General features: G+C 66.0%; 26 protein-coding genes and 1 pseudogene. 23 read left to right on the forward strand and 4 right to left on the reverse strand.

Annotated elements, in window-relative coordinates; genetic code table 11:
- The first annotated feature begins 100 nt into the window (after positions 1-100).
- The 3 genes and pseudogenes from LBW94_RS19310 to LBW94_RS19320 all read left to right on the forward strand — a co-directional run.
- On the forward strand, positions 101-439 hold the full coding sequence (locus LBW94_RS19310) for a CU044_2847 family protein (RefSeq protein WP_225062715.1): 339 nt from the start codon (positions 101-103) through the stop codon (positions 437-439).
- On the forward strand, positions 436-4,785 hold the full coding sequence (locus LBW94_RS19315) for a tetratricopeptide repeat protein (protein ID WP_225062714.1): 4,350 nt from the start codon (positions 436-438) through the stop codon (positions 4,783-4,785). Before LBW94_RS19310 ends, LBW94_RS19315 begins: the two co-directional genes overlap by 4 nt.
- Positions 4,786-5,094: 309 nt before the next feature.
- A pseudogene (locus LBW94_RS19320) lies at positions 5,095-5,400 on the forward strand (hypothetical protein); the annotation flags it as partial.
- Between the two features lie 47 nt (positions 5,401-5,447).
- Here the strand turns inward: LBW94_RS19320 and LBW94_RS19325 are convergent.
- The 3 genes from LBW94_RS19325 to LBW94_RS19335 form a co-directional block, all read right to left on the reverse strand.
- On the reverse strand, positions 5,448-6,281 hold the full coding sequence (locus LBW94_RS19325) for a Fic/DOC family protein (RefSeq protein ID WP_225062712.1): 834 nt from the start codon (positions 6,279-6,281) through the stop codon (positions 5,448-5,450).
- A 577-nt stretch (positions 6,282-6,858) separates the two neighbouring features.
- Positions 6,859-7,284, reverse strand: a complete 426-nt coding sequence (locus LBW94_RS19330; RefSeq protein ID WP_323137888.1) for a Fic/DOC family protein — start codon at positions 7,282-7,284, stop codon at positions 6,859-6,861.
- 11 nt (positions 7,285-7,295) lie between these two features.
- A complete protein-coding gene (locus LBW94_RS19335) occupies positions 7,296-8,366 on the reverse strand; it encodes an IS630 family transposase (RefSeq protein WP_266270995.1) in 1,071 nt (356 codons plus the stop codon).
- Positions 8,367-8,938: 572 nt separating this feature from the next.
- On the opposite strand from LBW94_RS19335, the gene LBW94_RS19340 reads away from it, so the two are divergent.
- The 17 genes from LBW94_RS19340 (at position 8,939) to LBW94_RS19420 (ending at position 21,076) form a co-directional block, all read left to right on the forward strand.
- Positions 8,939-9,235, forward strand: a complete 297-nt coding sequence (locus LBW94_RS19340; protein WP_225062834.1) for a hypothetical protein — start codon at positions 8,939-8,941, stop codon at positions 9,233-9,235.
- A 64-nt stretch (positions 9,236-9,299) separates the two neighbouring features.
- Positions 9,300-9,635: a transposase gene (locus LBW94_RS19345; RefSeq protein WP_225062808.1), complete on the forward strand. Its 336-nt coding sequence runs from the start codon at positions 9,300-9,302 to the stop codon at positions 9,633-9,635.
- Complete coding sequence (locus LBW94_RS19350) at positions 9,635-10,564, forward strand: IS3 family transposase (protein ID WP_225062807.1); 930 nt, start codon at positions 9,635-9,637, stop codon at positions 10,562-10,564. Before LBW94_RS19345 ends, LBW94_RS19350 begins: the two co-directional genes overlap by 1 nt.
- Positions 10,565-11,308: 744 nt before the next feature.
- The gene (locus LBW94_RS19355; RefSeq protein WP_266271515.1) at positions 11,309-11,944 is read left to right on the forward strand and encodes a hypothetical protein; all 636 of its coding nucleotides are present in this window, start codon (positions 11,309-11,311) and stop codon (positions 11,942-11,944) included.
- Between the two features lie 294 nt (positions 11,945-12,238).
- Positions 12,239-12,433 carry a hypothetical protein gene (locus LBW94_RS19360; RefSeq protein ID WP_225062688.1) on the forward strand — a complete coding sequence of 65 codons (195 nt, stop codon included), beginning with the start codon at positions 12,239-12,241 and terminating at the stop codon, positions 12,431-12,433.
- Between the two features lie 141 nt (positions 12,434-12,574).
- Entirely contained in the window at positions 12,575-12,943 is a 369-nt protein-coding gene (locus LBW94_RS19365) for a hypothetical protein (protein WP_225062687.1), read from the forward strand.
- A 161-nt stretch (positions 12,944-13,104) separates the two neighbouring features.
- Complete coding sequence (locus LBW94_RS19370; protein ID WP_225062686.1) at positions 13,105-13,776, forward strand: hypothetical protein; 672 nt, start codon at positions 13,105-13,107, stop codon at positions 13,774-13,776.
- Positions 13,777-13,848: 72 nt separating this feature from the next.
- Positions 13,849-14,025, forward strand: coding sequence for a hypothetical protein (locus LBW94_RS19375; protein ID WP_225062685.1), 177 nt, complete (start codon positions 13,849-13,851; stop codon positions 14,023-14,025).
- Between the two features lie 204 nt (positions 14,026-14,229).
- Positions 14,230-14,877, forward strand: coding sequence for a hypothetical protein (locus LBW94_RS19380; RefSeq protein WP_225062684.1), 648 nt, complete (start codon positions 14,230-14,232; stop codon positions 14,875-14,877).
- Positions 14,874-15,158 (forward strand): hypothetical protein, encoded by a 285-nt coding sequence (locus LBW94_RS19385; protein WP_225062683.1) that lies wholly within the window; start codon positions 14,874-14,876, stop codon positions 15,156-15,158. The genes LBW94_RS19380 and LBW94_RS19385 overlap by 4 nt, the downstream gene beginning before the upstream one ends.
- Before the next feature lie 130 nt (positions 15,159-15,288).
- The gene (locus LBW94_RS19390) at positions 15,289-15,729 is read left to right on the forward strand and encodes a hypothetical protein (protein ID WP_225062682.1); all 441 of its coding nucleotides are present in this window, start codon (positions 15,289-15,291) and stop codon (positions 15,727-15,729) included.
- Between the two features lie 96 nt (positions 15,730-15,825).
- On the forward strand, positions 15,826-16,002 hold the full coding sequence (locus LBW94_RS19395) for a hypothetical protein (protein ID WP_225062681.1): 177 nt from the start codon (positions 15,826-15,828) through the stop codon (positions 16,000-16,002).
- A 226-nt stretch (positions 16,003-16,228) separates the two neighbouring features.
- Positions 16,229-17,932, forward strand: a complete 1,704-nt coding sequence (locus tag LBW94_RS19400; RefSeq protein ID WP_225062680.1) for a DNA cytosine methyltransferase — start codon at positions 16,229-16,231, stop codon at positions 17,930-17,932.
- A 226-nt stretch (positions 17,933-18,158) separates the two neighbouring features.
- Entirely contained in the window at positions 18,159-18,737 is a 579-nt protein-coding gene (locus LBW94_RS19405; RefSeq protein ID WP_225062679.1) for an NUDIX domain-containing protein, read from the forward strand.
- 466 nt (positions 18,738-19,203) lie between these two features.
- Entirely contained in the window at positions 19,204-19,404 is a 201-nt protein-coding gene (locus LBW94_RS19410) for a DUF4314 domain-containing protein (protein WP_225062678.1), read from the forward strand.
- Positions 19,405-19,700: 296 nt separating this feature from the next.
- Positions 19,701-20,048 (forward strand): hypothetical protein, encoded by a 348-nt coding sequence (locus LBW94_RS19415; protein ID WP_225062677.1) that lies wholly within the window; start codon positions 19,701-19,703, stop codon positions 20,046-20,048.
- Positions 20,049-20,626: 578 nt separating this feature from the next.
- Positions 20,627-21,076 carry a DUF4262 domain-containing protein gene (locus LBW94_RS19420; protein ID WP_225062676.1) on the forward strand — a complete coding sequence of 150 codons (450 nt, stop codon included), beginning with the start codon at positions 20,627-20,629 and terminating at the stop codon, positions 21,074-21,076.
- A 444-nt stretch (positions 21,077-21,520) separates the two neighbouring features.
- On the opposite strand, the gene LBW94_RS19425 is transcribed toward LBW94_RS19420, so the two are convergent.
- The gene (locus tag LBW94_RS19425; protein WP_225062805.1) at positions 21,521-22,798 is read right to left on the reverse strand and encodes an IS4 family transposase; all 1,278 of its coding nucleotides are present in this window, start codon (positions 22,796-22,798) and stop codon (positions 21,521-21,523) included.
- Positions 22,799-23,037: 239 nt separating this feature from the next.
- Here LBW94_RS19425 and LBW94_RS19430 point away from each other — a divergent pair, with 239 nt between their 5' ends.
- From LBW94_RS19430 to LBW94_RS19440, 3 genes are all read left to right on the forward strand, one after another.
- Positions 23,038-23,316 (forward strand): hypothetical protein, encoded by a 279-nt coding sequence (locus LBW94_RS19430; protein WP_225062732.1) that lies wholly within the window; start codon positions 23,038-23,040, stop codon positions 23,314-23,316.
- A 13-nt stretch (positions 23,317-23,329) separates the two neighbouring features.
- The gene (locus tag LBW94_RS19435) at positions 23,330-23,971 is read left to right on the forward strand and encodes a hypothetical protein (protein WP_225062731.1); all 642 of its coding nucleotides are present in this window, start codon (positions 23,330-23,332) and stop codon (positions 23,969-23,971) included.
- A 259-nt stretch (positions 23,972-24,230) separates the two neighbouring features.
- On the forward strand, positions 24,231-24,701 hold the full coding sequence (locus LBW94_RS19440; protein WP_225062730.1) for a hypothetical protein: 471 nt from the start codon (positions 24,231-24,233) through the stop codon (positions 24,699-24,701).
- Positions 24,702-25,067: the final 366 nt, after the last annotated feature.

Raw genomic sequence — 25,067 nt, forward strand, 5'->3', positions numbered from 1 at the left:
GGATGTGTGTACGGTGGGCCTCGTCCGGCACGGATGACTCGGGGCGCCACCGGCAGGGATGACAACTATTTACGTGATTTCTGATGAGGGGTGATTCGTCGTGCCTGGTGGACCGGTGGTGCCGATGCAGTTCGGTGGCGTGGAGGTACTGGTCGAGACGGTACGGGTCGGGGGCACCGAACCGACCAGTACTGGTGGTCCCGATGTGCTGGTGGACGCACTGGAACTGGCCCAGGAGGTGATCACCGCGGCAGCGACGTCCACGGCGCACACGGTCCGCCGATTGGGGGAGGCGACGCGCCCGGACCGGGTGGAGGTCGAATTCGGGATCGGATTCTCGCTGAAAGCCAACGTCATCGTCGCCTCCGGCGCCGCGGACGCCACACTGAAAGTCAAACTCGTCTACGAAGCCCACACCGACGACACCCCGCAGCCATGACCGACCCGGAGTTCACGCCGCCACCGCCGGCGGATCGGCGGGTGCCGGGGTTCCTGGGCCGCATCCTCCACCACGAAAACACCCCCGCGGGAACCTGTTTCCAGGCCACCGGTGGGGTGTTGGTGACCGCCGCGCACGTCCTGCGTGAGGTCGACGCCGGGTATCCGGATGCGGTCGTGCGGGTGGATGCGCTCGCTGGTGGGCTACCGGTGTTCGAGGCGACCGTGGTGCGGGTCGATGAGATCCATGATCTGGCGGTCCTCACTTCTGTTGTCGCGTTGCCGGGTTCTGTGGCGGGATGGGTGGCCACCGATGTGGCCGAGTTGGGTACCGCGACGGTGATCACCGGTGTCTCGGAGGTCCCCGACCGTCATCACGAGTACCGGTATCTGGACGCCGCGGGTTCCTGGGCTGGTGGCACCACCCGCGACGAGCAGGTTCCCCTGGGCCGGGTGAAGGCGGAGTCGGTGATGAAGGGCATGAGCGGTAGCCCGGTCCGCCGTCGTAGTGACGATTTCGTTGTCGGTGTGGTTTCCGAGCGCTACAACTCCGCCGACGGGTGGGCCCGCGACAGTGTCCTGGTCGCCCGCATCGAAGACCTCCAACCACTGTTGGAAGGGATCGCGGGGATCGAGGTCACCGGACCGCCCCCGCTGACGGCCGCGGTCGACCTCACTCTCACCGTGACCGACACCCGAGTCAGGTTGCACGGCAACGGAATCGACGTCACCGCACCCCACCAGGGTGTACGGCCGGGACTGGCCGGTGCGCTCACCGACGTCCACCGGGAACGGGCGCGCCGCGGCGCGACCAGCGTCGTCCGCACGCAGGTGGAGCAACGGCAGTCCGAGCCGGCGCTGGGGGCGGTGTCGTTGCGTCGGGCGGGCATGCTGGCGGCGGAATCGTTTCTGCCGCCACCGATCGCGGACACACTCGCTGGCCTGCTCACCCGGGCGACCGAGACGCATGTGCCGGTGCGGCTCGGGATCGAACCCGGCTCCTACACGGGGGTGCCATGGGAAGCGCTACCGGATCCCCTCTCCGCCACACCACTGGCGCTGCACCCGTTGATCACTGTCTACCGGCGCGCAGCCGCGGCGCCGGTGCGGTCGATTCCGGGACCGTTAGCGATCCTGGTCGCGATCGCGGCCCCCACCGAATCCGGTGGCCCGGTGCTGGATTACGAACACGAACTCCGCAACGTGCTCAAGGCGGTGAAGGGCGCCCGGTATGGGGACGCGCAGGTGCGGATCGTCGAGTTCGCCACCACCGACGCTATCCACACCGAACTGCAACAAGCCCCCGCCCACATCCTGCACCTGTCCGGGCACGGCAGCCCCGGGCACCTGATCCTGGAAACCGGCACCGGCGCCGCCCGCCCGGTCACCGCGAAACAGCTACTCGACGAAGCCATCCCGCCCGGAGGGATGCCGCCGGTGATCAGCCTCGCGGCCTGCTACACCGACGTCGCCGCCGAAGCCGACGCCCCCTCCTTCGCCACCAGCCTGCTCACCCACGGGGCCAGCGTGGTCATCGCCACCGAGACCACCGTCACCGACCGGTATGCCACGTCCTTGTTCGCCCGCGTCTATCAAGACCTGGCCAATCAACCGGTACCGGATGTCGTCGCGGCGGTCACGACAGCGCGCCGCACCATCCACCGCCAATGGTCGGCCTCCCCCAACCCCCGCGACCACCTTCTCGCCGGCCTGGACGAGTGGAGCGTGGTCACCGTCCTCACCGCACGCCCCACCGTCACCGTCTACGACCCAGCGATGCCGGACACCGGGGATCGCCACGCACTGTCAGCGGCTAAGACCGTGCCTGGGTTGGTGCAGCGTGAGACCGGGGATTTCGTGGGCCGCCGCCGTGAACTGCGTACCCTGCCAGATGTTTTGGCGGGCAACCGGTATGCAGGGATCGCGTTGCACGGGATCGGCGGGATCGGGAAAACCACCCTCGCCACCCAACTGCTACACCGCCTGCACCACAGCCCCCTCATCGTCATCGCTACCGGTGAACTCAACCCCGACACACTCCTGGCCGCCCTCGTCACCCGCATCCACCGCCACCACGCCATCGAGACCGGCACCGTACCGGATCCGCGCATGTCCGCCGCGTTGCAGTACGCGACCCGGGTGGACCTACCGTGGGCCGAGCGACTGGCCGTCCTGCGCGAACATGTTCTCGACAATGTCGCGGTCCTGATGGTGCTGGACAACTTCGAAGACAACCTCACCCCCGACACCTGCACACTCACCGACCCGTCACTGGCCGAACTCCTCGCGACGTGGGTCACCGATCCCGGCCGTAGCCGGCTGCTGATCACCTGCCGATACCCAATCACCCTGCCGCACGAGGCACACACACGCCTGCTTCAACACGTCGTAGGGCCGATGACCCAAGCCGAGACCTTCAAACTGATCTGGTCCCTGCCCGCATTGGATCGCCTCGACGACACCGAACTCGACCGGGTGTGGCGGCTGGTCGGCGGGCATCCCCGCAGCCTGGAATACCTCGACGCACTGCTCAACAACCGGATCGCCCGCTACAGCGACATCACCGCACGCCTGCACACCGCCCTCGCTGCCAATCCCGCCACCCGACCGGCCCTCACCGCCAGCAGCCTGGATGCCGCGGTCGCCACCGCTGTGACTCTCATCGCCGACGACATCCTCCTCACCGACCTGTTCGACCGGCTCACCCCCGCCGCACAACGACTACTCATCGGTGCCGCTGTCTACCGCGAACCCGTCGGCCACGCCGGCCTGCTCTACCAAATCGGTACCGACGACCCCGACGCTGCCTGGACACCCGACCGGCAGCAAGCAGGCGAGCAGATCACCACGATCCTCACCGGCCACGGTATCGACCCCGCCGCCGAGAACTTCCGCCTGGACCAACTGCCCGCCGAGATCCTCACCGACATCACCCCCGCCCTCACCGAATTCAATGCCGACCCCCGGCCACCGGTAGCCACTGGCCTCGACCTATCCGCTCTCGTAGACGAGTTGTGGTCCCACAGCCTGATCAGCATCGACCCCGACGGCCAGAACGGGTTCGTGCACCGATCCACCGCTACCGCCCTCACCGGCATCCTCACCCATTACGACCGCACCAGCGAACACACCACCGCCCACTCCCGCGCCGCGCAATATTGGGTGTGGCGGGTCGAGGTCTGGCCCCAAGACCGTGATGCCGACCTGCACGACCGGCTCGAAGCCCGCCACCACTACCTCACCGCCGGCGACATCCCCGCCGCCATCACCATCACCGCAGCGATCTGTGACCGCCTGGACACCATCGGCGCCTGGGACCACGAAGCCACCCTCGTCCGCCACACCCTCACCCAGCTTCCACCGGACTCCCCCGACCGCGCCCCCTGGTACCACCGACTCGGGATCATCGCGCAAGCCCTGGGGCACTACAACGACGCCGAACGCCGCTACCAGCAGGCCCTCACCCACTTCGAGGAACTCGGCGAGCGCGCCGGCACTGCCAGCAGCTACGGGCAGTTGGGGATCCTCGCGCAGTTGCGGGGGGACTACGACGAAGCCGAACGCCGCTACCAGCAAGTCCTCACCATCTTCGAGGAACTCGGCAACCGCGCCGGCACCGCCACCAGCTACCACCAGCTGGGGATCCTCGCGCAGGACCGGGGGGACTACGCGGAGGCTGAACGCCGCTACCAGCAATCCCTCACCATCAAAGAGGAACTCGGCGACCGCGCCGGCACCGCCACCAGCTACGGGCAGCTGGGGATCCTCGCGCAGGCCCGAGGTGACTACGACGAAGCCGAACGCCGCTACCAGCAATCCCTCACACTCTTCGAAGAACTCGGTGACCGCGCCGGCATCGCCGGCAGTTACCACCAGCTGGGGATGCTCGCGCAGTTGCGGGGGGACTACACCGAGGCCGAACGCCGCTACCAGCAATCCCTCACCATCAAAGAGGAACTCGGTGACCGCGCCGGCATCGCCAGCAGTTACCACCAGCTGGGGATGCTCGCGCAGTTGCGGGGGGACTACACCGAGGCCGAACGCCGCTACCAGCAATCCCTCACCATCCTGCAGGAACTCGGCGACCGCGCCGGCACCGCCACCAGCTACTCGGCCCAAGGAACCCTCGCTGCCGAACGCGACCAGCTCGCCGACGCGATACCTCTGCACATCCAGGCACTCCTACTACGCACGCAGGTCGGCACTCCACAGGTAGCAATAGATCTGAACGCGTTACGTCGGCTACGGCAGCAACTGGGCCCCCAGCTGTTCCGCACTACCGTGTCCGAGCTACTCTCCGCCGAAGACATCCACCAACTCGAAATCCTGCTGGACTCCGACCAGTAGGGATACGTTGACTGAAGCGTCAGAAACTCTCGGGCGGTTGCCGACAGGAGTACGCGGTATAGCGGTCGGCAGAACATCACTGGGTGCCGGTTCGAATATCCTGTAATGCCGCTTATCGAGCGACAGTGGGCAGCTCACATGCCAGGACGAAAGAGCCCCGCCGAAGGAGGCACTACGGCCGCGCAGCCCTCCTGGAGACCAACAACCCGAGATCATCTCGGGCTGTTGCCGTGAGTGCAACCGGGTCGCACCTGACACCGACCCGATTGGGACTATCGGCCATCGTTACCAGATATTCGCAATAACTTGCCCGTTCATGGCAACGCCCGGTGGCGGGAGATGCGTGACCACCGGCCCGAGGAGTGGGCCGACGCGGTCGACTTCGACCGCCGCGTCCGCAAGGGCGGCGCCAGCGCGGCCCCGCTGGACGGCGAAGCCTTCCTGCATCGCTCGCGGGTACCGCTTGAGATCGCGCCGATCGACCGTGTGACCGCCGCCGAGTGGCGTAATCGGCAGATAGACATCTTCGACGAGCTGGCTGAGCAGGGCGATCCGGACGGCTGCTCACCGTATGGTTGCCGGTCCGGCTCCGTCTGGGACGGGACGGCAGCATGACAGCGGCGGCACGGGCCGGTGTGGCCACGGCCGACCGGATACCGGGTTCACTCGAGCTGGGAGGCCGGTGGCTCTGGTGACCAGTCCGGATCGGTGACAATGCTGATCTCGGTCTCGGTCTCGGTCTCGGTCTCGGTCTCGGTCTCGGTCTCGGTCTCGGTCTCGTGGTCGGGTGCCGTCTCGGCTGCTGTCGAGAGGCGGTGTGGCACCATGGCGGTCATATCCAGTACGCGCCGCATGCGGTCGGGCATGGTCTCCGCGTCGCCGGGCATGGGTTCGATCACGGTGGCGAGAAGTCGACGGACCGGTTCGGGGCTGAGGTGGGGACGGCCCCGTGCCATCGTCTCGCGGAAAGCGCTTTCCCACCGCTTCCTGGTCATCGTCCTGTAGTCGATGGTCCAGTCGGCGTCGCCGGCCAACTGACTGAACAGCACCCTGGTCGAGCGGCCGTTGCCTTCGGGAAAAGGGTGCGCCGCGTTGAGCACGGTCAGCGAGTGCGCTGCGGCCTCGAGATATTGGTCGCGGCCGAGGTCGGCCCACGGAAAACCAGCTGTCGAGGCCACAGCTTGCCAGGTGAAGGTCTCCAAGTATTCCGCTGGGCAGAATACGACATCGCCCTTGGCGATATTGATGGTCCGGAACTGTCCCGCCCAGCCGTACAGGCCGCCGAACAGATGGCCGTGGATCGCCTTCCATTGATCCACGTCTCGTGTCTGCGGGATGTCGGCCAACCCGAGCTGGATCTCCACCGCGCGCAGCATCGTCTGCCGATATTCCATCAACGTCAGGTCGGCGGAATTGCTGGCCCCGGCCAGATTCCGCATCATCGGCTCACCGTCGTCGCCGTCCTGCACGTACGGGTCGTCGAACCACGCCGTCACCGTCGCTCACCCACCCGGCCACGACGCTCCCGCCCCCAGTGCTCACTCGCCAGCCATGCCGAATCCGCCTGCGCGCCGACGTCCGCCATTCCGGGTACTGGCCGCGAATCGCGCCACGGCGCAGCTGACTTCGGAGGACTACCGGCCGTTCGTGGTCGGTTCATAGCGACCGACTTCGGCACCGGTGCCACTAGGTCTGGCTGATGGCGCCACCGAAGCTCTGCCACGCAACTTCCGGTGGGGCGACATCGCAACCGGATACGACCGGTAGCTGCCAGAGATGGTTCGGGAGGCGGTCACAGGCTCCATCACATGCCGAAATGCACTGTGTGTAAAGAGATTTCGGCACCACCATTGGTGGCCCCACTATCAGTGGCGACCCTCGGCCGCGACACGTCGTGCGTGTCCCCGGACCTGAGCGACCGTCAGCGCCTGTGCCAGCACGCATGGCGACACGCCAAATGCCCGGCACAACGATCAAGCGCTGACGCCGGCCGAGAAAGCCGTTGCTATCCGAGCGGGCTGGCCGAAACCAATCCGGCCGGATTCGAGCTGACCTCTAAAAGTCATCGTCCCACTACTCGACACTGTCGCGGCTGGCCCGTGAGTCGTCGATCCACCAGATCGATGGTTCGGTCGGCTGATCCAGTAACAGCCGTAGTGAGCGGCCGTTGCCCTCCCGGAACGGGTGCGCGGCATTCAACACCGCCAACGACCGCGCGGCTGCGCCGACGAACTCGTCCCGATCCATCCCACCCCACGGCAGTGACGCCACGTCCGGGACCTGTACGTGCAGAAAAGATTCCACGTCACCGTGTGCTGCGAACGGGGCCCCGTCCTTCGCGATACCCGTGGTTCGTAGTTGTCCGGCCCACTCGTAGACGTTGCCGAACTGGTGAGCGTGGATCGTCTGCCATTGCGACAGATCACCGGCCTGGGGGATCGTGACCGACCCGCTGTCGATCCCCTGAGTCCGGGCCAGGATTTCGCGGTACTCGAGAATCTAGTGCCTCGTCAAGCAACCTTCGGTAGGTAATCGGGTTGGCGGATTTTGGAGTTGGCGGCGAACTCGCGTTTGGGTTTGGCGTGCTGGTTGTGCCAGCGGATGTAGGCGGCGATGGCGGAGTCCTGCTCATCGTGGCTGTGGTGATCGGTGCCGTTGAGGGCGAAGTAACGCAGTGCCGCGAACTCGGACTCGATCCAGTTCAGCCACGACGAGTAGGTCGGCAGGAACACCAGCTCCACGTCGTGGGCGGCGGCCCAGTCGCGGACCTCGGCACGCTTGTGCGGGGAGAAGTTGTCGGCGACGATGTAGAGCTTTTCGCCGGCCCAGCGAGCACGCAGCGACTTCAGCAACGCCAGGAACTCGGTCCACCGCTTGCGGTCACGGATCCGATAGTGGATCTTTCCGGTGGCCAGGTCCAGTGCGCCGAGCAAGTGCCGGACACCCTGGGTGCGGTGATAAGTCGCCCGCAACCGCTTCGGTCTTCGTTGCGGAAACCAGCCTCTACCAGCACGGGGTTGCAGATTCAATGGGCCGAACTCGTCGACGCAGATCACCCGCCCGTCAGCGGGCGGGTGGTCGTAGAGGTCCAGGATCCGGTTCATCTTCGCGGTGAAATCCGGGTCGCGACCGGCCTTCCAGGTCTTGACCGCCTGCCACGACACACCCTCGGCCTTGAGGATTGCGCGCAGGGTCTCCCGGCTTATGTCGGCAATAGCGTTGTTCTGCAATGCCTCCCGCAGTTTCGACAGGCTCCATGTCGAGAACGGCCAACCCAGGTCACGGGGACAGCACCGGGCGATACAGGCGATACGTTCACGCGTCGCCCGGTCGACCTTCTTCGGCCTGCCCCCGCTCCATTTTGGGTCCAGCGCCTCGAACCCCCGCTCGTTGAACTCGTGAATCACTTGCCGCACATAGGCTTCCGACACCTGCATCAACCGGGCGATCGCCGGGACCGGCTGACGCTGAGCCGAAGCCATCACCACGATCGCGCGCCGCATCCGGACCGGTTGCCTGCTGGTCTTCGTGATCCGCTGCAACCGGCGCCCTTCCTCCGGGGTCACCGCTCGCACAAACACTTCCGGCTTCCGAGCCACCGGGCACCACCTCCACCGGCAGCTTCGCCGCCGGCGAGCACCCGAGCAAACCGACACCCGGTTACCAGCACAACCTTTCTAGACGAGGCACTAGAGACGATAGGCGTTGGTCGCACCGATCCTGTTGCGCAGCATCGGCTTACCGCCATTTCCTGTTGTCAGATACGCCCACCACTCCACCGGTTCCGGATTGGTCATACCCCGGACGGAGGATTTCCTCCGGCTAGGCGAGCGAGGGTACGCCGACGGTACTCCGACTCCGGGATCTCGCCGGTCGCCACCGCGATCAGGTCCACCGCGTCGTCGCGGATCGGTTCCACACCGGCCAAGGTTGCATCCGACAACGCTGCGGCCACCGAACGCCGGATCGTCGTGTCGTGACCGGAGAAAACGTCCGGCCACAGATCTTCCCAACGAGATGTCATGTACACCAAGCATACTGAATCCTCACCTGGGGCGGTGGTGGTGTGCATGATCCGTCGCCGAACTACCATGGTGATCGCCCGCTCACTGGACCCTGACAACGTGCCGGCAGCCAGGCATGGGGGAGCACAATGGATTTCGCGAACCTCTACCGCGCGCAGCGCCTCGCCGCGCGCGCCGAAGCCGCGCTGCGCGAACTGACCACTGCCGAGAGCATCACCGCTGCCGAGTCCCTCGTCTCGAGATCCCGCGAAGATGCGCTCATCGCCGAACTGCAAACCGCGAACCAGCACGTGGTCCGCGCCCAAGAAATGCTGGCACAGGCCAACCTCGACGGGGATACCGAGTTGATCAGCCTCGTCCAGCGCCACCTGGGCCGCAAAACCGCCGACTACAGGACTGTCTACAACGCGGTACGGGCCGAGTGAGGTTCCCCCTGGAAAGTGGACACCGATTTGACAGACCGAATGGTCTTGTTGGAAGGATGTCCCTATGCCACCTCGCAAGCGCCGGTCGTACACGGCCGAGTACAAGGTCGAGGCAGCACATTGTGTGATCGATACCGGTCGCACGATCGCCGACGTCGCCCGGGAGTTGGGGATCGACGCCGGCATGCTCAGTTACTGGGTGAAAGACGAACGCCGCCGCAACGGGGCCGCCGCCGGAGGTGGTGAAGACGGTGGTGGCGAGCCGTTGTCAGCCGTGGAGAGGGCCGAGTTACAGGCTCTCCGGAAGCGAGTTGCCGAGCAGGACAAGGACATCCAATTCCTTAAAAAAGCCTCGGCGTACTTCGCTGCGATGCAGAACAACCGACCCGGTTCGAACTGATGGCGAAGTACGCCGCCCCTGATGCGCAGGCGGTGGCCGCGACCGCCGGCACCACGACCAGCCCGCAATGCTTCGATGTGACCCGGATGGCACGGCTGCTGGAGGTGTCGAGGGCGGGATTCTATGCGTGGCGCAAGCGCAGGGCCGCAACGGATTTGACGCCGCGCCAGCAGCGCCGCGCGGACCTGACGGTGAAGATCCTCGACATCCATGACGACTCCGCGGGCACGTACGGATCACCTCGGATCACCGACGAGCTGCGCGAACGCGGCGAGAGGGTGAACTACAAGACAGTCGCGGCGATCATGGCCGAGATCGGGATCGAGGGCATCAGCCCTCGCACTTTCAAAGTTCGCACCACCGTGGCCGATCCAGCTGCGGTGTTCGCGCCGGACCTGGTGGCGAGGGAGTTCGATCAGGGCCACCCGGACGCCGTCTGGACCACGGATTTCACGTATCTGACCTGCGGAGAAGGCGACATGTATCTATGTGCCATCCGGGACGGGCATACCCGCCGGGTACTCGGTCACGCGGTCGCCGACCACATCGGTGCGGACGTGGTCGAGGTCGCGATCGAGCAGGCCGTTGCCGTGCGCGGCGGACGGGCGCGCGACACGATCCTGCATTCGGACCGCGGCGGCGAGTTCACTGCGGGATTGACCGTGAAAGCCTGTGCTCGCCACGGCCTGCGGCGGTCGATGGGGGCCACCGGCATATGCTGGGACAACAGCCCCGCCGAATCGCTGTGGTCGACCTTCAAGCATGAATTCTACTACCGGCACGCCTTCACCACGAAAGCCGAACTCATTGCCGCAGTTGACAAATGGATCATCCGTTACAACACTACGAGAAGACACTCCGCGATCGGTGGCATCAGCCCGATCCGCTACGAGCAGTCACTCATGACAGCCGCAGCGAACGCTGCGTAACCAGCTGTCCACGGTTCGGGGGGAACCTCAGAGGTGGTCGAACTCGAGAAAGCCCGGATCCTCGCCCACGCCGACGTCTTCCGCCGCCAGCAGACCCTCATCGCCGCCTACGAAGCAGCCCGTGAGGCGATGGCCCACCTCGAGTCGTGACAGTAACTCTGGTCCAGGCAGCAGGTCACACCAGCGAATACGAGCTGGGTGCTGCGCGGTTCAGTCGCTGATGACAGGTAGCACTCGGCGGGTCACCTCTCGATTTCGATCCTCATCGCGGCGCCGGACCCACCCGTTACGGTTCGCCTGCGGCCGGAACAGGTGCACAGACCTCCGGCGGTGACGTCGGTAGGACAAGGATCGCCGACCTTCGCCCGTCACGGCATGTCGGCTGACGAGCACAGCTACGACCAGACCGACCGGCACTTCACCGAGGACATCGTCGGTGTGGCGAAACTCGCGGCAAGACGGCTACCCATGTTCTCTCCAGGAAGCCGAACCCGGTAACCGCCGTAAGGCTGCGAGCACAGACGTCGCCGAGTATCACGACCCCGAAGTGGACCAGTACTCAATCGCGGACGTCCCGGATGGCTCAGCGGCGGCGTCCCGACTGCACCACATGCAGGCTCTCCCGCTCGGGGTTCGCCACCGATCCCTCCTCATCCTTGGCAGGATGCCTTGCCCGCCAACACCTCTGACACCACCTTCGCGGTTTCCACTGATGACCGGAGCGTATCGAATCCCTGGAACTGCGTGGATTGGTCAGCGCCGCTGTACTTGTCGCCGCCGTCGACAGCATCGATCCGCGCCGCGATGCGTCGCGGCGAACTCGGCGCACTGCTCAGCCCCGCCGCCGGCAATCCGGTACCGGACGATGCTCTGTGGGCGGCCGACAATTCCGCCTACACCGGCCGATATCCCGGTGACTCCCGATACCTTGGCTGGTTGGAAAGCCTTGCCACGCAGGCAGATCGGTGCCTGTGGGCAACCGCGCCGGACGTGGTGGGTCACCATCTCGCGACCTGGGCCCTGTCTCGGGACCTGTTGCCGCGCATCCGTGACCTCGGCTTGCCCGCTGCGTATGTCGCCCAGGACGGCATGGAACACGATCACAGCTCTGACCTGTGGGAGGCATTCGATGTCCTGTTCATCGGCGGCTCCACCGGATGGAAGCTCGGTCCCGCCGCGGCCGAACTCGCTCGCGTCGCCGTCGACCACGGACTGGCTGTACATCTCGGCCGGGTCAACTCGCTGACCAGGCTGCGTTACGCCGACCACCTCGGCGCTTCCACCGCCGACGGCACCTACCTCACCTACGGTCCCGACAAGCTGCTGCCCACCGTACGCCGGTGGGTACACGACCTGCGCAGCCAACGGCCACTGTTCTGAACCGTTCACCAGCTCACGGTCCGAGCAAACGGGTTGCACGACAGTGCGTTCCAGCGGAGCTGGATCGCAGGTCCGATCTCTTCGAGCTAAAGGTGCCCGGCCGGACAGCCCATCCCACCTCCCGCGATTGGAGGAGACCGTTGCATCCTCGTTTCCGGCGTCTGCTGTCCATCCGGACAAGGCTGACCCGCCCTCGTCGAGCCGGCGCGCTTACAGGCGCCTGGCGCGGAAGGTGACCAGTGGCGTCAACGCGCCGGGGCGCTCACCGCGCCGCAATTCTGCATTCCTGCTGAAGTGCCGATACGGACCCCGGCGATCGAGATTGCCGGTGTGCTCGTCTTCGTCTACCTCGACCACTCTCGGCGGGCGCTGCGAGTGTCGGTCGATCTGGACACCGTCGCGCCGTGGCTGCTCAACGATGCAGGCCGCGTGCCGATGCTGATCGCAGTCCACGATGTCGGCGTCTTCTCCGCCGATTGCGAGAAGTGACCAGCCACCGCGATGTCCGCTGCCTTGCATCACCAGTCGCGGTGCGGGCGCCACCCAGCGTCGTCGCAAACATTCCATCCGGCCCCGGGTACCGCCGCACGCGGCTCTTTCAACTCCGTAATGACACCAGAAGGATACTGTATGTGGACCAACGACACCGTGCAGTTCGCGCGCCTCATCGCCGAGTTGGAAGCAGCCGGCGCCTTCGCCGATGCTCGGATCACCGCAACCTTGAGTGCATCGATGGACCTCGCAATCGACGATGTGATCGACCTGAAAACCCGTGCGGTCCGGCTGTGGGAGGACGCCAAGTCGATCGGGCACGCCATGGGCACGGAGATGTGGGAATCGCTGTACCCGCGGCAGTTGATCACCCGGGCACAGGCCGAGAGTTGGGTCGGTCGGCCACTGTCCGACGGCGAGATGGATCGGCTGGACGACGCGATCCCGAATTCCAGCATCCCCGACGCAGTCGGCGCGATCGTCGACGCGTTCGATGACAACGAATAAAAGACGACATCCTCGCCGAGATCATCGCACTCGAAGAAGACCTCCTCGCCGGCCTCCGGCAACTGAGGTCCTTCCTGGGCCACCGCGAAGACACTGCCACGACGCCGGCGGTTGCCTGACCAACCCACACGCCACCCCAGCCGGTGAACGGAGGTTCCCGCGTGACCCGCCGCCGACCACCACCGGATACTCCAGCGGCCGCCGCCATCGATGAGGTCGCCCGGACCATCGCCGAGCACGCGCTGGCCCGGCACGCAGTTCGCGTGGACCCCGAGCACAACCTGATCGGTGCGCTGCTGCACCACCATGCCGCCACCGCGGCAGCCGTCTTGTCTCTGGTCGACGACCAGGACATCCACACCGAACTACCGAGACTGCTCCTCGGGATCATCCGCGCGATCGTCCATGAAGGCCGCCAACCCGACCCTGTCACCGTCGCCGCTCGGGCACGGCAACTCGCCGACCCTCGCGACCCGCACACGCGACCCTACGACCATCTCGTGGTCGTGCGTCACCTCGCCGAGGTCTACACCCTCGGCTGGCCGCCGAACCTCTTCTCCTATGCCGCGCAGGTCGTCGAGGACGCTTACCGCCGCGACCTCTGGGACGGCTGTACCCGGCTGGCCCAGATGGCCGACCAGCACACCGACATCGCCGACCTGGAAACTCACGCCGCCACGGTCATCAACCGATGGCGTGCCTTCCACCACCGCCTGCACCTGCTCACCCACACCCCGGCACCCAGCACATCACCCCCGAACGCCGAAAACTTCCCCGCCACAACGATATCGACGCCCAGCACCCAGGACACACCACACCGCCTCACGGCATGACCCTCCTCGACCGCGGACCGGGTCGCTGCCGCCGGCAACCAGTGCACAGCCTCCCCTCGGGAAGAAGCACCCATGACCCCCGCTCAACGCGCCGTCCTCGACGCTGTCCATGAATTGACCACAGCTGCAGACGAATACAACCACTACCTGTCCACCCAGCCACCCGGCAGCCCGCTCGACCGCACCCGAACGCACCGACTCACCGCAGCCGCCGCAGCGCTGCGAAGCGCCACCACCACCCAGCCCTGAAGGCGGGGTGGGACCCGCTACGGCGCCGAAACTTCCAGGACACGCTGCTGCCTCAGCCGGGCGGACGACCAGAGCACCCACATCAAACCGGCCGAGCCCCATGAGGGTGCACGCCGGTCTCAGTGCTCGGGCCGCCCGGTCCAGTCGCCAGGCAGCCGGCTGCTTCTGCCATGCCCGAACTCACTGTTCCACAAGGAGTCTCCCGTGAACACACCCGGACCGCAGCCTCGTGACCTGGTTATCGATCTCAGCGCTCCTGTCGTCGTGCCGCCGCTTCAATGGCACCACGAGACCGACCCGCACGAGCTCGCGGAATGGGAAGCGACGCAGTGGATCACGGCCCAGTGGAACAGCTGGTTCCTGCGGATCAAGCAGCACGCCGACAACGGCGACCTCACCTTGCGGATCTCGCACGACCGGTACCACGACCCCGGATGGGATGACACCTACGTCTACGACGACATCGACGACGCGAAGAGTTCCGGTATCGCGACAATCGAGTCCACCCTCAACGGTGAGCGTGTCCGGGTCGCCGTCCGGGCCATCGATCCCGTGACCGGCGGTGACCAGTGGACGATCGTCGACTGTCCGATCGATGCGCTCGGCAGCTACGACACCGAGGCCAGCGCGATCCATCCGCGCCTGCCTCGGACACCGACGGGTGGATCGGCTGGTTTCCGCGGTGCGGTCATCGTGGTCGACGGATGCTATGGCTACGAATCCGGGTGCTCGACCTGGTCGCATTGCGACATAAGAGAACTCGGCCAGGCGCGACGCGAGCATTGGGATTGCGAGCACGTACTGGTCGCCGGTATCACGCGAAACGCCGCCGGCCGTGAGTGTGACCGGTGACCACCGAGACCAAGATCTGCCTGGGCTGCGGGGTCGAAAAACCGTGGGACCAGTACTACCTCCGCAAAGGCCGCCCGCAAGGCCAGTGTCGAGAGTGCATCAAGACCGCCTCGAACGCTCGCTATCACGCACTCGCCGCCGAGGTCGGGCACGGCAGCGAGCATGCCGCGTGGGAAGCCGGTTACCGGGCGGCTCTCACCGACATCAAACGCGGCGCCGACGGCACACCCGGCCACCAGTACGCCAGTAACCCGTACCGCCACGACCACGGCCTGCCCTGATCACGGACCCATTGTCTCGCAATCGAGATCGACAACCACTCTCGCTGCTGCCTCACGTGCGATCCCGAACCGGAACCCCGATGATCCACGACCGACGGCGACTTCGCCGGGGAATATGGAAGGTCAGGATGTGAACGATTACGCGTTCGATGTGACGGCGGTGGTCTGTCTGCACGTCTTTGCCGACACCGAATCCGATGCCCGCCAGATCGTCGCCGACGCGCAAGGGATCGGTATCGATTCTCTGCTGATCACCGGCGATATCGCGCTGATCGAGGTGTCGACGCGGACCATCCTCGAACTGGTCTACGCCACCGGCCCTGCCGGTCGGTTGATCGACACCGGCATCGCCGGCACCGACGGCACCCTGATCGTCGGCGATGCCGAGGGCGCCCGCCTGCTGCGCCAACTGCGCGCATTCCGGGACGTTGTCGACACCGCTACCGACGCGGCGAGCATCCGCGCCGCTGCCATCACGTTCATCGACCACGTCACTGCCGCCATCGACACACGAACACCAACACACACCGGCGCGGACGCACCCAATCCCGGCCCACCCACACACGCCTGAACGCGCCCGCCACACCTGCGCCGACGCGCCACAGCATCGCGGCACCGAACTCCTGAATTGCTCTGCCCGACTTCGTATTCGATCAGGCGAGTTCTATTGCCGACCATCGAGTTCACGCCGATCCCGCCCGATGTGTACCGCAGCGCCGAGCCCGACGCGGACACCGTGCGACCGGCATCCAGCGGCGGCTACGCCGTCTTCACGGTCCCGGACATCACCGCGAACCAGGAACACCTGATCGCCGCCTCCGGCACCCCGCCGCACGTTCGCTGACTCCTGCGGGCACCGCCACCGAGTTCTGACAGCGGTCGTGCCCCTCATAGGGGTCACGGGGCCGCGGGCGCACGACCGATTCGACTTCCTGCTCACCCGCGCACCGGCGCGTGCCGGGCCTGCCCGGCTGCCCGCCGGCAGGGGCGCGCCCCACCGACCGCTCCTGCCCCTGCCGGTTGCGGTCCTGCGCGTCTTGCTGCGTGTAATCCGAAGGGACACAACAGTAATGCTGACGTTGATGGACTGGTTCTGTGGCGCCGGTGGCTCCAGCCAGGGCGCGCACGCTGTGCCCGGTGTCCGGGTCACCCACGCTGCGAACCACTGGGAGACAGCGATTTCCAGTCACTCCGCCAATTTCCCGGACGTCGATCACTATCTCGGGGACATCCGGACCGCGCCGGTGGAGAAATGGCCGGTAGCCGACATCTTCTGGGCCTCCCCGGAATGCCCGCAGTGGAGCAGCGCCCGCGGCAAACGCCGTGACTACGACGCCACCCTGCAAGGCGACCTGTTCGACGAACTGGTCCCGCACGACGAGGCCGCCGAACGATCCCGCGCGTTGATGGAGGAGGTTCCGCAATATCTGCGGGGTGCGATCGCCCGCGGCCGCCGTGTCCGTGCGGGGGTGGTCGAGAACGTGGTAGAGGTGCGGGCCTGGGACCAGTGGAGCCGCTGGCTGCGCGAGATCCGTGTTCTGGGCTACCAGACGAGGACCATCGCGTTGAACTCGATGCATGCCCAGCCGCGCAGTGTGGCGCTGGCCCCGCAATCCCGCGACCGGTTGTACCTCGTCTACTGGGATCAGGCGTTGCAGCGGGAACCGGACTGGGACAAATGGTTACGGCCCCAAGCGTTCTGCCAGCATTGCGACCAATGGGTGCCCGCGATCCAGGTGTTCAAAAACGCCGACGCCGACATGGGCCGATACCGGGCCCAGTACGTGTACCGGTGCCCACGCGTATCCTGCCGCAACGCGATCGTCGAACCGCCCGCGATGCCCGCGGCGGCCGCGATCGACTGGACCATGCCCGGCACCCGAATCGGGGACCGGACCCGGCCGCTGGCGGAGAAAACCATGGACCGCATCCGGATCGGGCTGCGCAGGTATGCGACCACGACACCGATGATGGTGCCCGCCGGCGGCACCTGGCGTGACGACCCCACCCCGGTCACCACGCCGATGGGCTGCCGCACCACCCGCGAAAACGACGGCATCGCGATCCCGGGACCTTTTCTGGCGCTGCTGCGCTCGGACCGCCCCCGCACCATCGGACTGCACCAGCAGATGGCCACGATCGTGGCCGACGGCTCCAACCACGGCCTCGTGGTCCCGCCGACACTGCTGGTGCCCGCCGAAGGCCGCGACGGCAAAGAGGCCGTGCCCGCGACGCTGCCGCTGCGCACACAGACCACCCGCGCCGAAACCGCAGTGGCGTTCGTACCGTTCATCGCAGAACTTCGCGGCGGCGCCTCCGACGCCCGCCCGGTCAACCACGCGCTCGCGACCGTCACCGCCAGCGGCAACCACCACGGGCTGGTCACCCCGCCCGGACTGCCCGCACACGTGTGGGAGTCGATGTTGCTGCCCTACTTCAGCAGAAGCCTCCCACGCCCGGTGACCGTGCCGATGGGCGCGCTCACCAGTCGCGACACCTACGCCCTCACCAGTGACATCCACGAACCGGACATCGACGACGTCCGGTTCCGGATGCTCGAACCCCACGAAATCGGTGCCGCGATGGCGTTCGACCAGAACTACATCGTGCACGGCACCAAACGCGACAAGGTCCGCCAGTACGGCAACGCCGTCACCCCCTGCGCCTCCGAAGTGCTGATCTGCGCCCTCGCCGAAGCCATCACCGGCAAAGACATCGACCGCTACGACACCACGGGCTACGACACCACGGCCGGGTACGCGCACGCCGCCTGACATCGCAGCCCAGCCCCGTCGCCTCGCTACTGCCGGCCCCGGCCACGGCCGGGACAGGTTTCTTCCGCACGGAAAGAGCCTCTTGTGATGTGGAGTGTCGGTCTCTGCCTCCTCGACGAACCCGTGCAGACCGCGGTACCCCACATTCGTACATTCGTACATTCGTAGCCGTACAGCACATACCTGCACCGCGAACGCTGGCGCGTTTGGGTACAAGGAGGAAAACATGAGCCTCGACGAGCACCTTCAACACAACCGGGACCAGCCCGGAAACAATCAGCCCGACGAACACCAACGGTTCCAGGTCGGAGTGAAAGCCGTGATCACCCAGCAACAACGGCTGTTGGTGGCGAAACACACGCACGGCGGCTCCTGGGATCTCATCGGCGGCCGGATCGCTACAGGCGGCGAAGCCATCACCCAAGCCCTCCGGCGCGAGATCCTCGAGGAGCTGCCCGGTGTCACCGATATCAGGATCGGCGGCATCCTCGCCGCCATGCGTCTTCCCGGCGTCCGTTTTCCCGACACATCGGAACTGCTTCTGCTGCTCTACAGCGTGGACGCCACCATCCCAGCAACCCTCAGTACCGAGCATTGCGAATCACGCTGGGTCACAGCAGCAGAAGCAACCCAGCTCGGACCGGTCACAGCCGAAGCCGCCCGCGTCGCTCACCTGGATCGACAACCACCACCGAGCGGCCACCACCATCCGGCAGCAACCGGGCCGAGCACTGCCACGACACACGGCGGCCAGCGGCCTGACAGCCTGCCACGCACGCCTTCGCCGACGATCGAGCCGCGCTGACGGCTGTCCGGACGGACATCGATGCGCACGGACTGGGGCCGGCCGGTCAACGACACCCGGCCCCGGATACATTCGAGTACGACGTCTCCCGCATCGGCTCGTACGCTGGCAGACGCCACGATCTGTACCGGTTGCCCGGATCCGAGGACCACGCCGACCCGCGCCGTCACCACGCTGTGGCCGCCATTTCCAGCGCCGGGCCCGCCGCGCGCGGCACTGCCCACTCTGTCATGATGCGACCTTCTCATCCAGGTGCCAACAAGGGACCCAGGGCCGCGCGCCAAACCTCTCACCGCTTTTCGGGCTCGCCGGTCCGGGGATTCGCCGGTGGGGGCCACAGCCAGGACAGTGCGATCACGACTCGCCGAGCATCACGGCGGCGTTCGGGTCGGCGATGTCCCACCGCCCACACCCCCGCGATCAGCAACACGATCGGTGCGCACCCACTCGAGAAAGGCGTATCCAGTTGGCACGACTTCCGAAAGCCGGTGACCGGGTCCGCATGACCGGTGTCATGCCCGGCGATCCCGATCCGCTCGACATCGGTGAGACCGGCACCGTCACCGGGATCAACGAACTCGCGTACGAGCGAACCCAGATTTTCGTCAACTGGGACAGTGGCCGCGGGCTCATCCTGCTCGAAGACGACCCGTTCGAAATCCTGTAACCGTCCGGCCGCGCCAGGTGTTCCGGCTTCCCGCCGGAACCCAATGTCTCGACAAACTTCTCGCTCCCGCGACCATATAAGGACAGCCATGACCGTTCTGGATCAGTCACCGCCGCTGATGGTCACGCCAAGTCCCGCCCCGATCTCACCGTGATCGCAGACGCCCTCGGCAACGACATCATCAACAGCGCCATCGCGGCCGGCTCGCACGACACGGGTCGGCCCACCGTCCGCAAGCGTGCCTGGAGCGCTGGCGGACGCGGTGACTGACGACCTGCCAGCGCAACCCGCGGCCGATGCCGGGCCACACCGGTGCCACATTGCCGTCCGGTTGCCCGGCCGTCGGCCTTTGGATCGGCGTACCTGCACTGAAAGAAGCAGCGTATGAACAATATTCAGTACATGCTTGGTGGGCGCAATTGCTGACCGCGACAGTACTGATCGCCGTGTCCGTGGTCACCGATTACGTCAACCGTCGCTTCGTGAATGGCGCGTTGCTGTCGGCGGTCGCTCGTCTGCTCGGGTTCGCCGGGATCATGGTCCTGGTCGCGGGCATCGTAACGCTGCTGGTTGGCTTCGCGGTGCCGCCGCTGACCGCCGATACGTTGTGCCCCAACGGCTCTGGGGCACACCCGGCCGGGTAGTCGACCATGGTCTGCGCCGATCCGTATGTCCGGGTGCTCGTCAGGTGAGACGCTATGGCAGGCCCCCGGCGATCTCGTCGATGATGACTATGTTGCCGCCGTCGACGCCGCCATCGCCGACGCTGTGGCGGCGTTGCGCGGTGGGCTACGGACCACCGCCGACCAGGCGGCCGCCGATGCCGCGGCCGAGCGGTCGGTGATGGCAGCGAGGTATCTCGCTCCGGATCGATTGCAGGGCACGTCGTTTCAGGTCGGACTGCGCTCGCGCAACGGTTCCGGTCGGGCCGGATGCGTAAGTTCGCGGATCTGATCGGCCGGTTGCAGGCAGGCCGCGGCGACCGTCCACGCCACTGCCGCTACGCCCGGTGGACATCCCGCGGACGTACCGGTCGTCGGCCGTCCTCGACGTCTGACACGACATCAACGCCACGCCCTCGCCGGCACCGGTATCGCGCCGATCGGCCGTCCCACGCATCGCGGTGCCGGAATCGCTGCTGCCCGAAGGCACCACGCAGGTGTGACCCGGTGGTGTCCCGCTCGCGCCACCTCCCGGTGGCGCCGATCAGGAAGCCGCTCGTATGTGCTGGCTCTGCGACCATCCCGATCACAATTTCGACGATTATCTCGACGGGCTCCACGCCATCCTCTCCGATCACGACTACTTCATCCAAGGCGTCACCGGTGACCCGGAAACCGCCGGCTGTGCCTACACCGTCGGGCTGACCCGCCGCGATCGTCCCGAACTCGTCGTCACCGGCCTCCGGCATCCGCGGGCAGCGGCCGTCCTCGACCATGCCGCCCGGCTCCCCGCCACCGCGACGACCCCGGGGGCACGGATCACGATCTCGGGCATCGTGTACGAGTCGCTCACCGTGGTCGACCCCACCGCGCGACTGCTCGTCGCCGAAGCGGTCTTCGGCCCGGACATCGCCGCCGTGCAACTGGCCCACCCGGATCGCTACGGATTGTGGCCGTGGGACCGCCGCTACACCGGCACCCAACCGTTGCTGGGCCTGCCCGCGTACTGACCGATCGACGCCCCGCTCCGGCTCTCCGGAAACCCGCTGCTTCGTGGCCTGTGTGCTGCGGTGACGAACACCGTTTCCACCACCGTGCCGTGACCGAGCCCCACCTGCCGGTGATCGAGTCCGGCCCCGACCGGCCGGGGCAGTTGTTCCGAGAGAAAGTCCCGAAATCGTGCATGCCATCGACTGTTTCAGCGACCACCACCGCTATCTGTCGAATATTGCTGCCCATCCGGCGGCCTATCACGCAATGCCACGTAGGGTAAGTGGTGCGTCCGTGTGGTTTGTCATGCGGCGGGTAGGCGTCGCAGGTTGATGGTGGCCGGGCCGGTGTGTCGGATTCCTTTGTCGCACTTGCGTTTTATCAGGTAGGCGTTGTGACGTCCGCGTTTGATCTTGCGTGGGTAGCTGCGGTGGCGCCGGGGTGGGTTGAGCCGGGTAGTGATCTCAGTGGCGACCGAGGCGGTCACGTCGGGGTCGGTCCAGCGGTGAGGGGGGAAAAGCCGCCGTGCCGGTGGCGGTGCGGCGGATGATGTTGAGTGCGTGGATGAACGATATTCGGTCGGGGTCCAGGTCGGCGGCTTCGGCGGCGCGGGCCATGACCGCGGCGATGGCGTAGTGGACGGTCAGCCACGCCCAGATCTCCTGATGGACCAATTCCGGCGACTTCGACCGGAGTACGGCGCCGGGGCCGCGGAGGTGGGTTTTCAGCTGGTCGTTCGCGGTTTCGTGTTCCCAGCGCTCGTGGTAGGCGCCGGCGATCTGGTCGGCGCGCACGGCCGCGGGATCGGTGAGGGTGGTCAGCAGCACGATCAGCTCACCGTCGGGATTACGGTCGGGCACATCGTATTCCACGACGCGCACCAGGTGCGCGTCCTCGGCTTCGTCGAGGTCCTCGCCCGCGGCCGCGGCGGCCAGGATCGCTGCACGCCGCCGTTTCGACTGCACGGCAGGATCGATGAGTACCGACACGTAGGTGCCGTCCGCATGTACCCGCACCACCGGCAGGCGCAGATTGGTCGGTGCTCGCCACACCAGTTCGGCCCCACCGGCTTTCGCGGCCGCCCACGCATCGAAGGAGTAGAAACCCCGGTCCGCGCACAAGATCTCGTCACCGAGCAGCCGCGGATACAACCGGGCAGCCGCGGCACGTTCCCCGACAGTGATCGCGGTAACCTCCGCGGCCAGAAAAACATGCGTACCGCACTCGCTCAACGCGACCACCCGCGCTTTCGGATAGGTCGAGCGGTTGTCCCCGGACCCGTGATACCCGAATTCGGCCACATTCGATTCGGTGTCAGCCACGTCCACATCGAAACCGTCGATGGCCACCAGCCGGCGCCCCGCCAGCCACGCCCCCCGCGTCGCCGGAGTCGCCACCGGTGCGGCAACCGACTCGAACACCCGCTCGAGAACCTTGGGCCCCAACCGTTTACGCGCCTGGGTGATCCCCGATGCCGTCGGCGGCGACCAGCCCGCATCCCAGCAACCCCACCGGGTCAGCGCCCCGGTCACCTTCACCGCGACCTCCTCATAGGAATCGCCGCCGAACAGGCACAACGCCATCGTCAGATACGCCACCACATGCGGAGGCAACTTCCCGCCCGACCGCTGCGCACGCGCCCCGCACACCATGACCGCATCCTCCACCCGAGCCCGGTCCACAACCCCTGCCAGCACACCCAGCGACACCATGTCCGGCGTCGCCACCACCACGTCCGTCACCCCCGAGACACTGCCACACCCCCACCACAAGCACCCGAAAAATCAAACAGCACAACCAAACCACACGGACGCACCACTTACCCTACGTGGCATTGGCCTATCACGTGGTGACCCACCCGACCGCGGAGCACGCGTTCGCGGCAACGGTGGAACCGGTACAGCGTTGATGCTGGGAAACGGATCCTCACCGCGTGTCCCGGCACCTGCCTGCCAATCCTGAGACCAGAACGGATGTAACAGTGGGCGTCGTCCAGATCAATGGGTGCGACCGACTCGTCGACGAGGACGGGTTCTATCTCGAGTTGACAGATATCGACGAGAGTGCACTACTGCTGCTGGTTGGAAATCCCGAGGATCCCACGGCCGGAATCGATCTGACCCCGGCCGCAGCACGCGCCCTTGCCACCGCGCTGTACGGCTGGGCGAGCACTCTACCAGCTCGCCCGCTCGGTCCAATGCTGAACGGCATCTCGACCCGGGCCCAACGACTCTATCGCCACTTCGCCCGCATTCTCTGAAGGTGACAGCTCGATGATTCATCCCGACCTTCTCGATGAGCGAATACAGAGAATCCTCACGCCCCTGTCAATGTATCACGGTGCCGATATCACCGTCGAAGATCGGTATCGCATCAACGATGCGTACGACATGGACACCATTCTGCATATTCTTCATGACGCCGGGCTGGTGTCGACCGATATCCACTTCCATGATGCCAGTGACGACAATGGTCCTTACGGCTATTTCAGCAGGGACGTCCCCACACCCCGAGGCGACGTAACCGTCACCTTCTCCGGCGTGGACTACGACCGGGAATTCAACGGCCCTCGCGACGATCAGGGCTACACCACCAACGCGCCCCTTCGCACCGTACTCGATTCCATCCTGCGATGGCTCCACGACCAGGACCAACAGGCCGACACGCGACTCACCGCGCTCCGCGACTCACCGCGGATGCAGCCGGGTGCTCCATCGGCCGAGCCCAGTGACCGGGTATCGGTGGTGTCACTGGGAGAACTCGTTGCCGCCGCCCGCGCTGGTGTCGAACTTTTCGGCACCGCAGGCGACCAGCTCGACGTCTTGAGCAGTAGTCAGATCGATGCCCTCCAGCGCGTCGCCGAAGCGTACGCCACCGAGGACGACCACGGTCCACAGGTCGCCATACGCATCTGACGTGTCTCCCGATCGCCGTCTCGACCGGATCTGCCCTCGACATCGGCCACTATCGACACACTTCGCGAATACGTCGATCTGCCTCGGATTCACTGTGCCATCGGCGGTGTCCATGCGTCTCTGCTGCGCTGCGCGATACTGCGGCGAACAACTCTGTGATGCAGTGCGAAATTCCGCGCCGTGCCGCAGCGATGCAAGCACGTGCGCTGACCTTATCGCGGCGCAACGCCAACTATCAGGAAGGCGGGCTCAAATTCACATGGCCCTCACAATTATCGGTATTGTCGCGACAACTGTCATCATTCTGCTTATCTTGGTATTTCTTCGTGTATCCCGTCGGCGCGCACCGCTGACAAAGATGTATGCGTCCGAGATTGCCTATCTCGCGACCGTGGGACGTGATGCCGAAGTCACCGAAACCGGCGGCGGATGCACAGCCCTGTACGTGGAAGTCGGTGATGCTCGAATTATGCTTGCGACGAACAGATGGGACGGTTCGCTGGTCCGGGCGAACGACCCGCGCGCAGAACTCAGCAGCGTCGGCTGGATGGTCGGTGTCTACGAAGCAGGTGCATTCGTTGCCGCAGGTTTCGATTCGAATCTGCGTGCGGCCGTCGCAGCCGCCTTCGAGTCGCTGAGAACAGGTCGAGCGATCGGCTCGGACCCGCAGACCCGACAAACACTCGAGGCCGCATTCGAACGGCCGGCATCCGGACCGAATCGACCGTGACGGCACAGCGCCAGAACCCGGATACCGTCGGCAGCTCGCCCCTGGGGAACCTCGCGGACGAGTCCATGCTGTCGTCGACCACCGCCCGGTGAGCCGATCTCATCGCCGGTCGTCGTCGGTGATCGAGCTGCCCGACCGATCGAACTCGTCGAAACCGGCGCCGCGCGATCCGGCTGGAGTCGGTACCCGGGCGTACACGGCTGGCGAGAACCTGGCTGGCGAGAACCTGGGGGAGAAGGGAGGCCGTCTTCTGTCTGCCGACGATCCGTGCGGCGCGCCCAGCCCGGCCATCGCGACCAGGCCCTGTTCTTGGCGGCATCCCGCGCGTATCGCGAGCGCGCGAACCAGAACTTCTCGACGACCTCG

Origin of the sequence: Nocardia sp. alder85J, from assembly GCF_020176955.2 — a bacterium.
Taxonomy (GTDB): domain Bacteria; phylum Actinomycetota; class Actinomycetes; order Mycobacteriales; family Mycobacteriaceae; genus Nocardia.

What these genes read in the sequence shown, in the direction of transcription:
- LBW94_RS19340 (WP_225062834.1), top strand. Translation starts at nt 8,939, where the DNA reads ATGGATTTCGCGAACCTCTACCGCGCGCAGCGCCTCGCCGCGCGCGCC.
- LBW94_RS19365 (WP_225062687.1), top strand. Translation starts at nt 12,575, where the DNA reads ATGTGGACCAACGACACCGTGCAGTTCGCGCGCCTCATCGCCGAGTTG.
- LBW94_RS19350 (WP_225062807.1), top strand. Translation starts at nt 9,635, where the DNA reads ATGGCGAAGTACGCCGCCCCTGATGCGCAGGCGGTGGCCGCGACCGCC.
- LBW94_RS19400 (WP_225062680.1), top strand. Translation starts at nt 16,229, where the DNA reads ATGCTGACGTTGATGGACTGGTTCTGTGGCGCCGGTGGCTCCAGCCAG.
- LBW94_RS19405 (WP_225062679.1), top strand. Translation starts at nt 18,159, where the DNA reads ATGAGCCTCGACGAGCACCTTCAACACAACCGGGACCAGCCCGGAAAC.
- LBW94_RS19440 (WP_225062730.1), top strand. Translation starts at nt 24,231, where the DNA reads ATGGCCCTCACAATTATCGGTATTGTCGCGACAACTGTCATCATTCTG.
- LBW94_RS19345 (WP_225062808.1), top strand. Translation starts at nt 9,300, where the DNA reads ATGCCACCTCGCAAGCGCCGGTCGTACACGGCCGAGTACAAGGTCGAG.
- LBW94_RS19435 (WP_225062731.1), top strand. Translation starts at nt 23,330, where the DNA reads ATGATTCATCCCGACCTTCTCGATGAGCGAATACAGAGAATCCTCACG.
- LBW94_RS19315 (WP_225062714.1), top strand. Translation starts at nt 436, where the DNA reads ATGACCGACCCGGAGTTCACGCCGCCACCGCCGGCGGATCGGCGGGTG.
- LBW94_RS19420 (WP_225062676.1), top strand. Translation starts at nt 20,627, where the DNA reads ATGTGCTGGCTCTGCGACCATCCCGATCACAATTTCGACGATTATCTC.
- LBW94_RS19415 (WP_225062677.1), top strand. Translation starts at nt 19,701, where the DNA reads ATGCCGGGCCACACCGGTGCCACATTGCCGTCCGGTTGCCCGGCCGTC.
- LBW94_RS19375 (WP_225062685.1), top strand. Translation starts at nt 13,849, where the DNA reads ATGACCCCCGCTCAACGCGCCGTCCTCGACGCTGTCCATGAATTGACC.